10 protein-coding genes and 1 tRNA gene are annotated in these 13,368 nt (G+C 72.7%); 5 read left to right on the top strand and 6 right to left on the bottom strand.

Annotated elements, in window-relative coordinates:
* Positions 1 to 7: 7 nt before the first annotated feature.
* The 4 genes from ACWGR4_RS09875 to ACWGR4_RS09860 form a co-directional block, all read right to left on the bottom strand.
* Positions 8 to 1,444: a DUF6745 domain-containing protein gene (locus ACWGR4_RS09875; protein WP_452130718.1), complete on the bottom strand. Its 1,437-nt coding sequence runs from the start codon at positions 1,442 to 1,444 to the stop codon at positions 8 to 10.
* A 253-nt stretch (positions 1,445 to 1,697) separates the two neighbouring features.
* Positions 1,698 to 2,366 (bottom strand): response regulator, encoded by a 669-nt coding sequence (locus ACWGR4_RS09870; RefSeq protein WP_452130719.1) that lies wholly within the window; start codon positions 2,364 to 2,366, stop codon positions 1,698 to 1,700.
* A 13-nt stretch (positions 2,367 to 2,379) separates the two neighbouring features.
* Positions 2,380 to 3,666, bottom strand: a complete 1,287-nt coding sequence (locus ACWGR4_RS09865) for a sensor histidine kinase (RefSeq protein WP_452130720.1) — start codon at positions 3,664 to 3,666, stop codon at positions 2,380 to 2,382.
* A 175-nt stretch (positions 3,667 to 3,841) separates the two neighbouring features.
* Entirely contained in the window at positions 3,842 to 6,010 is a 2,169-nt protein-coding gene (locus tag ACWGR4_RS09860) for a putative bifunctional diguanylate cyclase/phosphodiesterase (protein ID WP_379998519.1), read from the bottom strand.
* 542 nt (positions 6,011 to 6,552) lie between these two features.
* On the opposite strand from ACWGR4_RS09860, the gene ACWGR4_RS09855 reads away from it, so the two are divergent.
* Positions 6,553 to 7,407 carry an ADP-ribosylglycohydrolase family protein gene (locus ACWGR4_RS09855; protein WP_452130721.1) on the top strand — a complete coding sequence of 285 codons (855 nt, stop codon included), beginning with the start codon at positions 6,553 to 6,555 and terminating at the stop codon, positions 7,405 to 7,407.
* A 129-nt stretch (positions 7,408 to 7,536) separates the two neighbouring features.
* Here the strand turns inward: ACWGR4_RS09855 and ACWGR4_RS09850 are convergent.
* Both ACWGR4_RS09850 and ACWGR4_RS09845 read right to left on the bottom strand, forming a co-directional pair.
* Positions 7,537 to 7,612, bottom strand: a tRNA-Thr gene (locus ACWGR4_RS09850).
* Positions 7,613 to 7,731: 119 nt separating this feature from the next.
* Entirely contained in the window at positions 7,732 to 8,529 is a 798-nt protein-coding gene (locus tag ACWGR4_RS09845; RefSeq protein WP_379998698.1) for an STM4013/SEN3800 family hydrolase, read from the bottom strand.
* Positions 8,530 to 8,817: 288 nt separating this feature from the next.
* On the opposite strand from ACWGR4_RS09845, the gene ACWGR4_RS09840 reads away from it, so the two are divergent.
* The 4 genes from ACWGR4_RS09840 (at position 8,818) to ACWGR4_RS09825 (ending at position 13,270) form a co-directional block, all read left to right on the top strand.
* On the top strand, positions 8,818 to 9,720 hold the full coding sequence (locus tag ACWGR4_RS09840; protein WP_452130722.1) for an NUDIX hydrolase: 903 nt from the start codon (positions 8,818 to 8,820) through the stop codon (positions 9,718 to 9,720).
* Positions 9,717 to 10,871, top strand: a complete 1,155-nt coding sequence (locus tag ACWGR4_RS09835; protein WP_379998513.1) for a lipopolysaccharide kinase InaA family protein — start codon at positions 9,717 to 9,719, stop codon at positions 10,869 to 10,871. Before ACWGR4_RS09840 ends, ACWGR4_RS09835 begins: the two co-directional genes overlap by 4 nt.
* Positions 10,872 to 10,991: 120 nt before the next feature.
* Positions 10,992 to 11,987: a hypothetical protein gene (locus ACWGR4_RS09830; protein WP_379998511.1), complete on the top strand. Its 996-nt coding sequence runs from the start codon at positions 10,992 to 10,994 to the stop codon at positions 11,985 to 11,987.
* Positions 11,984 to 13,270, top strand: coding sequence for an adenylosuccinate synthetase (locus tag ACWGR4_RS09825; protein WP_452130723.1), 1,287 nt, complete (start codon positions 11,984 to 11,986; stop codon positions 13,268 to 13,270). The genes ACWGR4_RS09830 and ACWGR4_RS09825 overlap by 4 nt, the downstream gene beginning before the upstream one ends.
* The last annotated feature ends 98 nt before the right edge of the window (positions 13,271 to 13,368 follow it).

Below are 13,368 nucleotides of genomic sequence, written 5' to 3'. Positions count from 1 at the left end.
TCGGCCGTCAGGTCTCGCGCAGCGGGCGGTAGTCGTCCGGGCCCAGGCCGAACGTCCAGGCCACGCCCGCGCGGGCGGTCTCGGTGTCGGGTGGCACCCGCAACCAGTAGGTGCGGACGCTGCCGTCGGGCTCGGGCGTGGAGTTGCGCACCTCGACCATCACGATCGGCTCGTCGTCGTCGAGGTCGATCTCCCACAACACGCCGGTCTCGTCCCGGTCGAGCGGCTGCGCGCCCACCTCGCGCAGGTAGCGGTCGTAGCCGTAGATCTCCAGCATCACCCGGCGCAGTTCGGCGTTGTGTTCGTGCCGGATGGCCCGTGCGGTCAGCCTGCTGCCGCCGGGACCCAGGCCACCGACGAAGTCGGCCGGCACGGGCATCCCGCGCCACGCGTGCAGCGCGAAGCCGTCGGCGTAGGTGAGCGCGGGGCCGTCGCCGTGGTGCAGCCGGGAGTGGTCGTCACGGTGCATGACGATGGGCCGTTCGCTGACGAGGGCGACCTGCTCGTAGGGCCACCACCAGCCGACGTGGCGGGCCACCTCGCCCAGTTCGGCCACGACGGGGAAGTCGAACTCGGGGAAACACCTGCGCAGTCCGTCGAACACCGCAAGCCAGGCCCCGTCGAACTGGCCGCCGAGGGCGCTGTACGTGGTCGCGCGGACCTTGTCGGCGACATCCCATCGGCCCGGGACGGAGGCGGCGCGCCTGGTGGGGGTGCGTACCGAGGGGTCCGTCGCGCCGACGCCGGCGTGTACGGCCTCGCGGATCCGCTCGGTCAGCTCGCGGGTGGGTTCCCACAGCCGTGACGCGCCCTCGTTCCAGGCGAGTTGCCAACCGGCCGCACCGAGCGCCGCGCTTGCCCCGGCCTTGGCGGCCTGCCACGGCCCGCTCCACAACCGCTCCTGGACGGGCCGACCGGGCCGGCCGGGCACCTTCACCGACAACCGCGTGGCGGCCAGATCCGCCGGCCGGCACGTACCGGAGGCCACCGCCGCCGCGACCGCCGCCGTGAGTGGCGAGTCGTACCAGACCACCCGCTCGGGCTCCGCCATCCCGGCGGCCCGATACACCGCCCGGATCGCCCGCTCGGCCGCCTCCCGATCCGCCCCACCGGTGGCGGAGACCACCTCGCCCCAGTGGTCGGCGGCCTCCTGCAACACCACCCGGTCCGCGTCCCGGAGCACTCGGGCCGGCCCGCGGCGGGGCCCGGAGGGCGCGGGAGTGCGCCTCGGGGGTGGGGCGGTGGGGGCGGAGACGCCCGTGCGGACCGCCGTTGCGTCGTGCGGAGCCTGCGTCTCGCGGGCCGTACGCGCCTCGCGGGCCCGGAGCGCGGACCAGGCCGCGGCGGCCGGATTGGCGGGCGGCGCGGGGCGGGGCGCCGGCTGTGCGGCGGGCGGCCTGCGGGGCAGCGCGATGCCGGGCAGTCGGCGGGGCGGCGGGGCCATCGTGTCTCCCAAGACTCGCGGTTCGCCCCGAGACGCTAACGCCCCCAACCGACACGCCCACCCCACCCGAGTCCCACCGCACCCGCGCCCGCCCGTTCCCGCGCCCGCCGGTGCCTGCGTCCGCCGGTGCCCGTGCCCACCGGTGACCGCGCCCGACTGCGTTCGCGCCGCGCCGCCCCCCGACCGGGCCCGTGCTGCGCTCGACCGAGCTTGCGTCGTGACCGGCCAAGCCCGCGCCGCGTCGCGTATGGGCTCAGTATCCCGTCGGGCGGATCAGGCCGGATTCGTAGGCGTACACCGCCGCCTGGGTGCGATCGCGCAGGGACAGCTTGACGAGGATCCGGCCCACGTGGGTCTTCACCGTCTGTTCCGCCACCACCAGGCCGGCGGCGATCTCGGCGTTGGACAGGCCCTGGGCGATCAGGGACAGGACTTCGGTTTCGCGTTCGGTCAGGTCGCCGAGCCGGCCCTTGACGGGAAGCTTCGGGGCGCCGGCCAGGCGGGCGTACTCGCCGATCAGGCGTTTGGTGAGGTTGGGCGCCAACAGCGCGTCGCCCGCGGCCACCACCCGTACCGCGTGCGCCAGTTCCTCGGCCGAGGCGTCCTTGAGCAGGAAGCCGGACGCGCCGGCGCGCAGCGCCTCGTACACGTACTCGTCCAAGTCGAAGGTGGTCAGTACGAGGACCTTGGCCGCGGCGTCGGCGGGGCCGGTGATGCGGCGGGTCGCCTCGATGCCGCCCAGGCGCGGCATCCGGATGTCCATCAGCACCACGTCGGGGGCCAGTTCGGCGACCATCGCGAGCGCGTCGAGGCCGTCCACCGCCTGGCCGACCACCTCGATGTCGGGCTCGGCGTTCAGCAGCACGGTGAACCCCTGCCGGACCATCACCTGGTCGTCCGCGATCAACACCCGCACGGTCACGAACCGTTCCCCCTCACGAACCACTCCCCAGCGGCAGCCGCGCCACCACCTCGTAACCGCCGTCGGGAATCGGCCCGTCGGCGAACTCGCCCCCCAGCATGGCCACCCGCTCCCGCATGCCCGGCAACCCGTGCCCGCCACCCGCTGTCCCCGCCCCGGCGGTCCCGGCGACGCCCTCCGTCGTCGGCGGCGCCGTATTGGCCACCCGCAGTGCCAACCCCGTGGCCTGATACCCCACCTCCACCCGGATCGCCGCCCCGGGCGCGTGCCGCAGCACATTGCTGAGCGCCTCCTGCACGATCCGGAACGCGGACAACTCGACCCCCGGCGACAACGCCCGACGCTCCCCGGTGATCCGGGTGTCGACCTCGACGCCGGCACCACGTACGTTGTCGACCAACTCGTCCAGTCGGTCCAGGGTCGGCTGCGGGACGTGCCGCATCGCGGTCGACAGGTCGTCCTCGGAGCGCAACACTCCCAGCACCCGGCGCAGTTCGGCGAGCGCGTCCACCGCGTTCGCCCGGATGCCGATCAGGTTCTCGCGCAGCGCGTCGGACGGGTTGTCCACCAGGTGCGGCGCGACCTGCGCCTGGATCGAGATCACCGACATGTGGTGGGCGACCACGTCGTGCAACTCGCGGGCGATCCGGGTGCGTTCCTCGAGGAGGGTGCGCCTGGACCGTTCCTCGGCGGTGAGTTCGGTCTGCGCCAGCAACTGGTTCCGGGCCACCCCCCGCGCGCGCAGCGCGGCGCCGACCAGCACCGTGACGCAGAAGATCAGCGTGGCCTGATACAGATCGGGGTTGTGCACCGGCGCCGCGGCCACCGTGCACACCGCGCCCACCAGGACGCTGATCCCCAGCGCCTCGGCCGCGATCCGCGGCCGCATCCGCAGCGCCAGGATGAACAACGCCGCGGCGTGCAGCGCGAGGCCGCTGCCGGTCCACGGATACATCTGCGGCCCGTGCGGCTTCGCGAGCACCGCGACCAGGACCATCGCCACCGTCACCGCCCACCAGGCCGGCAGCGGCCGTCGCACCGCGTACACCACCGCCAGCGGCGGAATCGCGCCCAGCACCACGCCGGGCCCCTGACCCAGGCCGTACTGCCAGATGGCCTGGTTGATGCCGAGGATCCCGGTCGGGAACACCGCGAAGGCGACCAGCAGCACCATCGCCGGCTGCCAGTCGCGCCAACCGGGCGGCAGCGGATCGGGCCGCGCCGTCCACAGGTCGTCACGGAGCGTACGGGTCAGTGTGCCCAGTGCCGCGCCGAATCGGCCCCCGCTGCCCTCCCGCACAGGATCAACCCTAGGCACGCCGTACCTCCGCCGTCCGGGCGGGTCGACGCCCGACCCGGCCCGGCACCGAAGCTACGCACCGCCTCCGCCGCCGCGCATCCCGCCGCGGAGCCGCCCTCGCGACTGGCTCGGAGGTATTACGGGTATGACGGCCGGCATTCGGCCGCCGCACCCCTCAACCGGGCTCCTTGACCCCCGCCAGCATGCCCTCGATACGGTCCGGCGGGCCCGGGCGGGAGAAGTACCATCCCTGCCCCGCGTCGCACCCGATCGCCCGCAGCCGCTCCGCCTGGACCGCCGTCTCGATGCCCTCGGCCGTCACGGTGAGCCCGATCGCGTGCGCCAGCTCGACCAGCGAGGCCACGATCCGCCCGTCCACCGGGTCCGAGTCGCCGGGCTGGCGCAGGCCCTCGACGAACGAGCCCGCGATCTTGAGTTCGCACACCGGCAGTCGGCGCAGATAGGCCAGGTTCGAGTAGCCGGTGCCGAAGTCGTCGATCGCGATCCGGATGCCCATCGCGGCCAGTTCGCGCAGCCGTTCCAACGGACCACCGTCGGTGGACATGATCTGACTCTCGGTCAGCTCGAATTGCAGCCGGCCCGGATCCAGGCCGGTCTCGGCCAGTACCCGCTCCACCTGCCGGACCAGGCCCGGTTCGCGGCACTGGCGTTCGGCCAGGTTGACGCTGATGAACGGTGCGCTGTCCGGCTCCAGGTCCTGCCAGCGGCGCGCCTCGCGGCAGGCCTGTTCCAGCACGTGCATGCCCAGCGGCACGATCAGGCCGGTCTCCTCGGCCAGGCCGATGAAGCGGTCCGGTCCGACCAGGCCGTTGCGCGGATGGCGCCAGCGCACCAGCGCCTCGACGCCCAGCACGCCGCCGTCGGCGAGGGACACCAAGGGCTGGTAGTCGACGTAGAACTCGCCATGATGCAGCGCGGCGGGCATCTCCGCGGACAGCGTGTAGCGGGCCACCTCGCGGTCGTTGCGGTCGGTGTCGAACACCGTCCACCGGCCGCGGCCGTCGGACTTGGCCCAGTACAGCGTTATGTCGGCCGCCCGCAGCGTGTCCGCCGGGCTGGTGCCGGCCACCGGCCGCTCGACGATGCCGATGCTCGCGGTGACGGTCAGATCGTGGCCGCGGATCCGGAACGGCTCGCGCAGCGCGGCGAATACGCCGTCGGCGAGCGCCACCACCTGGCCGGTCCCGGTGGAGTGCTCGACCAGGATGACGAACTCGTCGCCGCCCATCCGCGCCATCAGATGCCCGGCCTGGCCCGCGTACCGGCTCAGCCGCCGGGCGACCGCGACCAGCAACTGGTCGCCCACGTCGTGCCCGAGACTGTCGTTGACCACCTTGAACCCGTCCAGGTCCAGGTAGCACAGGCCGACCCGATCGCCCGGGCCCGGGTGTTCGAAGGCCGCGGTCAGTCGTTCGACGAACAGCGCGCGGTTGGGCAGCCCGGTGAGTTGGTCGTGCATCGCCTGGTGGCGCAGTCGGGTGTGCAGGCGGTGGCGGTCGGTGACGTCCTCCAGCATGCAGACCTGGTACTCGGGGTTGCCCTTGGAGTCGCGGACCAGGGAGAGCGACAGGTGTGTCCACAACGTCTCGCCGTCGGCGTTCTCGAACTGCTTCTCCAGCGCGAAGTGATCACGCTCGCCGGTGACCAACTCGTCGTAGAGCTTCCACATGTGGTCGGTGTCGCCGGCGTGCATGAAGTCGCGGACCTGCCGCTTGCACATCTCCTCGACGCTGGCCGCGAACATGGTCGTCATCGCCTGGTTGACGTCGATCACGTTGCCGTCGACATCGCCGATCCCGATGCCGATCGCGGCCTGGTCGAAAACCGCCCGAAAGCGCGCCTCGCTCGTGTGCAGCGCGTGTTCGGCGTTGTCCCGCGCGACCAGGACGGCGGCGTGGATGGCCTCCTGCTCGTCCAGCGTGCGCCGCCGCAGCGCCTCCGCGTAGCCCGCCGCGAGCGCCCCGGTGAGCGCGGAGACGCGCTCCAGCCAGACGTCGGGATCGTGGCCCTGGGCGGCGGCCTTGGCGCGCAACACGGGCCACCAGGGGCCGACCAGGCCCAGCGTGCGCTCCAGCGTCCCGCTGCCGGTGAAGTGTTGCCCGACCAGCGACGCGCCGACCTCGCGCGCGATCGCGGGGTCGAACGGCTCGGAACGCAGCGCGTGGGCGAGACGCTCGGCCTGCCCGCGCAGGTACTCCTCGATCTCGGCTCCGCTCAACGGGACGAAGCTGGTGCCCTCGATGGTGCGGGCCCAGTCCCGGGCGAAGCGGCTCAGCGACCCCTCGGCCTCGTCGAAGCGCGCGTCGTCCGTTCCGCCGCTCACGCTCTGCTCCCCACGGTGGTCCGGGCGCGCCGGCCGGCTCCCCGGCACGCCTGGAGCCACATGCCCGGCGCCCACGATGGTCGATCCACCGCCCCACCTTTCCTCCTCGGGGGCGATCCGCCACCGCGCAATGTCGGTGCGGTCGCCTCTCGGACGAGCCGGCCACAATCCCCAGCGGCCGTGTGAACGAGCCACATCACCCGTTATCACCCGTTCGGACGAGCCGGATGGTACGTCCGGCACGTCCCGACGATCGCGTGATCATCGTTGACGGTATCCGCCGCGGCGCGGAAACGTCTTGCAGTTGGACACGGCGCGAGGAGCATCACTCCGGAGAGGGACAGGTGGTGCGCGCGGGTCCGTACCGAATTGTGGCGTACGCCCTCGTGCTCCGGCGCACGCAGGGCGCCCGACGCGATGACTGACGGACCATCAGGTTGTCGCCCCCGGGTAACGGTACGCTCTACCGGCTCGCGTCGGCGAGTCGGGGCGCCGCCGCGACCGGCGTTCGGCGACCCGTCCGGAGAGAGGATGTGGTCCCGATGATGGTCGAGTTGGCGGTGGGCGACGCGTACGGCGCCGGGTTCGAGTACGCGGAGCGCTCGTTCGTCACGCGAGGCAACACACTCGCCGGTTATGTGCAGCATCCCCGTCATCGTGACGTGCTGCCGGGTCGATATACGGACGACACGCAGATGAGTATCGCGGTCGCCGAGTGGTTGCTCGGCGACGATCGCGGAATCCCGGCCCTGGCGGAGCTGTTCGTGCGGGCGTACAAGCGGGATCCGCGCGCCGGATACGCGCGGGGGTTCCGGGGCGTACTCGAGGAAGTCGCGGACGGCACCCGGCTTCTGGAGGTGCTGCGGCCGGAGAGCGACAAGAGCGGCGCGGCGATGCGGGCGGGCGTGATCGGGCTGATCCCGGACCGGGACGAGGTGCGGCGCACGGCGGCGCTCCAGGCCCGGATCACCCACCGCACGCTCGGCGGGATGACCTCGGCCACGGCGGCGGCGCTGGCGGTGCACTACTGCCGGTACGGGCTCGGCCCGGTCGCCGAGCTGCCGGCATGGCTGGCGGCGAACCTGCCCGCGTCCACCGGCCCGACGGTGTGGACGGAGCCGTGGCGCGGCAAGGTCGGCTCGGCCGGGATGGACAGCACCCGCGCGGCGGTCACCGCGCTCGCCGCGCACACCGGCACGGCCGCGCTCCTGCGCGCGTGCGTCGCGTACACCGGCGACGTGGACACGGTGGCCACCATCGCGCTGGCGGCGGCGAGTTGCTCGGCGGAATACGCCCAGGACCTGCCGCGCGAGCTGCTGACGGGCCTGGAGGACGGCCCGTACGGCCGGGAACATCTCGCGGGCCTGGACGCGCGGTTGACGGCGCGATTCGGCTGAGCCGCGCGCGGGGCGAAAGTCCGGCGAAAGATCGCTTCGGCCGCGTCCCGAGGGGTGGGCGGCCGAAAGACGGGAAGCCCCGGCGAAAGTACGAGAGGCCCCCGGCGAACCGGGGGCCTCTCGTCTGCCTGGAGCCCCAATACGGAATCGAACCGTAGACCTTCTCCTTACCATGGAGACGCTCTACCGACTGAGCTATTGGGGCCTGCGCGGCGAAAACTTACCGGATCTGCGTTCGGTCTGCCAACTTGATCCGTTCGGGTCGCCGGCCCGGCCCGGGAGCGGTTCCGCGCCCGGGCTCGCGCCCGGCCCCCGGGACGGTGCTCACCATTCGCCGGGGCTCATCGTGAAGTGCGCGTAGGGCACCGTCCAGACCACCTCGCCGGCGGCTTGCGCGACCTCGTCGTAGGCCGTGCCGTGGTCGCTGGTGACGATCGCGAAGCACGGCCGGCGGCAGCTCATCGCGCGAAACAGCCGGCCGATGTGCCGGTCCACGTATTCCAGCGCCGCCGCGTGGGTGTCGCGGGTGTCGCCGTCGGCGGCGGTGGCGCCGGGGGTGTGGAACCAGTTCGGGTGGTGCACGGCGGCGACGTCGACGAGCAGGAACAACCGGCGATCGGGGTCCAGGCCGCCGACCACCAGCTCGGCCCGGGCGACCTGGGCCTCGAAGGAGATCGGTGAGGTGACGCCGAGTTCGGGGTCCCAGTGGCTCTCGGCGAACATCGCGGGCAGCACCGAGTCGAGCGCGCCCTGCTTGTCGAAGCAGCCGACCCCACCGATGCACGCGGTGTGGTAACCGGCCTTGGTCAGCGCGCTGGGCAGGTCCGGGGTGTCGAACAGCCAGGTGTGCGGGCCGGTCGTCTCGGTGTCGCCGAGGCGGGAGGCGAACAGGCGCGGGTGTGGCCCGGGTCCGTCCGGGGTGGGCAGGTAGCCCGCGAGGAACGCGGTGTGCGCGGCGAAGGCGAGCCGCGCGGGGGTCTGCCGGCGCTGCCAGCCGCCCTCGGGCAGGACCCGCGCGAGGTTGGGCAGCCGGCCGGCCGCCGCGAGCTCGACGGCCACGTCGTACCGCAGCGCGTCGAGCGTGACGAGCAGTAGGTCCTGCTCACCCACGACGGCGTTCATGTCGGGATCGGTCATATCGGACATGCCACCTGCTCCGCATCTGCTCGGGTGTTCGGGGCCGCCGCCGGTGGCCCGCACGCGGGCGGCGAGTGGATCGCCCATGCCTACCAGAGGGAGGGGACTCTTCGAGGGATAACCCCCTCGCCGGTTCGGATCCGGCCGTGTATGTTGTTCTCAGATTAAGAAGATCTCAATCGGAGAACAACCGTCGAGTCGGTGTCGGGAACGTGAACCGACAGGGCTGCGTCGGACGTGCATCGCCATGAGCGCATGGGAGGGATTCGCGATATGGCCGACACCGCCACCACCGAACGCGACTGGCTCGCGTCCTACGACCCCAGGGCCTTCGAGCCGATCGCGGTGACCGTCGACATCGTCGCGCTGACGATCCGTCAACTCGGCCCGCCGGTCGGGGCGTCGGTCGATCCGGGGGACGACGCGGAGGTGGGGGCGGAGCCCGGGGCCGGCGGGGGAGCCGGTGAGGGATCCGAGAGCGCCGCCAAGGCGCTGCACGTGCTCCTGGTTCGGCGCGGCGAGATGCCGTTCGCGGGCCGCCTCGCACTGCCCGGCGGCTTCGTCCGCCCGGTGATCGACCCGGACGGGACCCGACACGAGGAGGACCTCGCCGAGGCCGCCGAGCGCGAACTCGCCGAGGAGACCGGGCTCGCCGCCGGCACCCGGCTCGACCGGCTCCACCTCGAACAGCTGGGCACCTACGGCACGCCCGGGCGCGACCCGAGGATGCGGATCGTCTCGGTCGCCCACCTCGCCTTCGCCCCGGACCTGCCCGACCCGACCGCCGGCGGCGACGCCGCCCACGCGCAGTGGGTGCCCGTCGCCGACGTCGACCCGGCCGAACTGGCCTTCGACCACGCGCGCATCCTCGCCGACGGCCTGGAACGCGCCCGCGCCAAGCTCGAATACTCGCCGCTGGCCACCGCGTTCGCGGGCGAGGAGTTCACCGTCACCGAACTGCGCGAGGTCTACCAGGCGGTGTGGGGCCGGCCGATGCACGCCGGCAACTTCCACCGCAAGGTGCTCTCGGTACCCGGCTTCGTCCGGGACACCGGCGCCACCACCGCCCGCGGCGGCGCGCGCGGCGGGCGCCGCGCCCGGCTGTACCGCGCGGGCCCCGCACGTCTGCTGCACCCGGCGCTGCTGCGCCCGTCCCCGGAGGAGGACTCCCGATGACCAGGACGCCCGGCACCACCACGACCGGCCCCACCACCTTCGACGACGCGCTCGATCTGCTGACCGGCGCGCCGGACCCGCAGGGTGTCTTCGGGCCCTACGACGGCACGCCGGAGGCCTGTCTGCGGGCGGGCAACCGCACCTATCGGCTGCTCGCGCGCCTGCTCCACCCGGACACCGCGCCGGCCGACCGCCGCGCCGAGGCCGCCGCCGCGTTCACCCGGCTCGGCGAGTCGTGGAACCGGTATCAGCAGGACATCACCGGGGTGACCGGCCGTCAGGTGGTGATCACCACCAAGCGCCGGGTCTACTCGGTCGGCGGCGAGCGGGCGAGCGGCGACATCGCCACGCTCTACAAGGTCAACTACCGGGCCGAGGACGACGGCGAGGCGCGGGCGTTGCTCAAGCTGCCGCGTGCGGTCACCGACAACGACCTGATGGAGCGCGAGGCCACCGCCCTGGAGCGGATCGCGCGCGAGGGCGACCCGGAATACGCGAACTACGTACCGCGGCTGATCGAGACGTTCCGGCATCGCGACGCCGCGTCCGGTACCGAGCGGCGCGCCAACGTGATCGAACGGGTGCGCGGCTTCCGGTCGTTGGCCGAGGTGCGCGAGGCATACCCGGACGGCCTGGACGCGCGAGACGTGGCCTGGATGTGGCGCCGGCTGCTGGTCGCGATCGGATACGCGCACCGCGCGGGTGTGGTCCACGGCGCGATCACCCCCGACCACGTGCTGATCCACCCGCGTGAGCACGGCCTGGTCCTGGTCGACTGGTGCTACTCGGTGCTGCTCGACGGCCCGGCCGACCCGGCCCGACCGGAGGCGATCCTGCGGGCGAAGGCGGTCGAACACGTGCCCGCGATGATCGACCGGCACGCCGACCTGTACCCGCCGGAGATCCCGGCCAAGCAACCGCCGGAGACCGCCGCGGACGTCTACATGGCGACCCGCTGTGTCACCGGCCTGCTCGCGCCGGACGCGCCCAAGCCGCTGTTGCGCTTCGCCCGGGGCTGCTCGCTCCCCGCCCCGGCACGCCGTCCGCACGACGCGTGGAAGCTGCTCGGCGAGTTGGACGAACTGCTCGGCAAGCTCTACGGCCCGCGCCGTTTCCGGCCGTTCGCGATGCCCACGCGTCGCGAGTCGTAGATCCCATCCGACGGGAGCGGCGGCGGTCTCCGCCTGCTCCCGTCGCACCTTCGGCCGGCCTGCGCGGCCGGCCGAACATCCACGCACGCATCCCAGCGTCCCGATCGGGGAGTGAGCACCATGGGTAGTGGCAATTGGTCCACCAACGTCTACGACGCGGCCCAGAGTTACAACCGGGCCAGCGGTCGCAGCGCGTTCCACTACGACCACGTCACCAAGAACAGCACGCCGCACAGCGCCTGGAAGGCGCACGTCGACCTGGATCCGGCGCTCGCGGGCGTCCGGGAGAGCCGGGACAGCGACGAACACCCCATGTCCCTGGCCGTCTCGGTGTTGTTCGACGTGACGGGCTCGATGCTGCGGGTCCCGCAGACCCTGCAGACCAAGCTGCCCGAGTTGTTCGGGCTGCTGCTGCGCAAGGGCTATGTGCAGGACCCGCAGATCATGTTCGGCGCGATCGGCGACGCGACCAGCGACCGAGTCCCGTTGCAGGTAGGCCAGTTCGAGTCGGACAACCGGATGGACGACCAGCTCGGCAACATCCTGCTCGAAGGGGGCGGCGGCGGACAAAAGCGCGAATCCTACGAGCTGGCCCTGTACTTCATGGCTCGGCACACCTCGATCGACTGCCACGAGAAGCGTGGGAAGCGCGGCTACCTGTTCGTGATCGGCGACGAGATGCCCTACCGCAAGGTGCGCCGGTCCGAGGTGCTGGAGTTCATCGGCGACGACATCGGCGAGGACATCCCGATCGAGCGGATCCTGGCCGAACTGCGGCGCAAGTTCGAGGTGTACTACATCCTGCCGGCCGGGTCCTCCTACGTGGGCGACAAGGAGGTCCTGGGCGAGTGGAGGGGCCTGCTCGGGCAGCACGTGATCGAACTCGACGACCCCGACGGGGTCTGCGAGACGATCGCGCTGACCATCGGCCTCGCGGAGGACGCGATCGATCTGGACGAGGGCCTGGAGCACCTGCGTGACGTGGGTGCCGACGCGCAGGTGGCCAACGTGTCCAAGGCACTGGCCTCGTACGCCCGTTCCGGCGGCGCGGTGGCCGTCTCCGGTTCGCTGCCGGGCCTGGGCGAGGGCGACGGCGCGGGCACCACGCGCCTGTGACACCTCGTCATGTCGCGGTCGTCGACCTGGGGTTCGGCGACGCGGGCAAGGGCACCACGGTGGACCGGCTGTGCGCGCGGGGACGCGCGCAGGGGCGGCCGGTCCACGCGGTGATCCGGTTCAACGGGGGTGCGCAGGCCGCGCACAACGTGGTCACCGACGACGGGCGGCACCACACGTTCGCCCAGTTCGGCTCGGGCACGTTCACCCCGGGCACGCGCACCCACCTGTCCCGGTTCGTGCTGGTGGACCCGCTCGCGCTGGCCGCCGAGGCCGAACACCTGCGCGCGCTGGGGGTGGCGGATCCGCTCGGGCTGCTCACGGTGGACCGGGACGCGCTGTTGACCACGCCGTACCACGCGGCGGCCAATCGGGCCCGGGAGTCGGCGCGCGGGGCGGGGCGGCACGGGTCGTGCGGGATGGGGGTGGGCGAGACCGCGGCCTTCGCGCTCGCCCATCCGGACCTGGCGCCGCGGGTGGGGGACTGCGGCGCGCCCCGAGTGCTGCGTCGGCGACTGAGCGCGGTGCGGGAGGTGTCGAGCGCCGAATTCGGGACACCACTGGGACCCGACGTCGAGGCGTGCGTGGCGGCGTTCACCGCCTTCGGGCGGGCGGTGCGCGCGGTGGACGAGGGGTATACGGGCGAGCTGCTGCGGGCCGGGCCGGTGGTGTTCGAGGGGGCGCAGGGCGTACTCCTCGACGAGTGGCACGGGTTCCACCCGTACACGACGTGGTCGACCACGACGTTCGCGGGCGCGGAGGCGTTGGCCGCCGAGGCGGGGGAGGGGGTGTACCGGCTCGGCGTGCTGCGCACCTACACCACCCGGCACGGGCCCGGGCCGTTGCCGAGCGAGGACGCGGGGCTGACGGCCGCGCTGCCGGATCCGCACAACGGGACCGGGCGGTGGCAGGGGACGTTCCGGGTGGGCCACTTCGACGCGGTCGCGCACCGGTACGCGCTCGCGGTGTGCGGGGGTGTGGACGGGCTCGCGCTCACCCACGCGGACGTGCCCGGGCGGGTGCCGGGCCTGGGCGTGGTGCGCGCCTACGCGGGGCCCGAGCCGTGGGCGAGCCCCGTCCCGGACCTGGCCCACGCGGAGCGGCTGACCGCCTTGATGTCGGCCGCGCGGCCGGTGGTGGAGCCGGCCCCGTCGGCCGCCGAGTGGCCGGATTTCGCCGCCGCCGAGCTGGGTGCCCCGGTGACCTTGCTCTCGTTCGGTCCGCGCACCGGTGACAAGCGCGAGCGGGCGGTACTAGGCTCCTATTACTCTCCGGTAACATAGCGGTTTCGGGTCGATGGTCGGAGTCTTTTCCAAGACCGCGTACTCTCGGAACCAGAAGTTGACGGACCGTCAGAACTGAATGTGCCCTGTGTCACGCG

The sequence above is a fragment of the Embleya sp. NPDC055664 genome (genome assembly GCF_053618075.1).
Note: the sequence above shows the minus strand (reverse complement) of the source record. Positions and strands in the feature narration are given on the sequence as shown.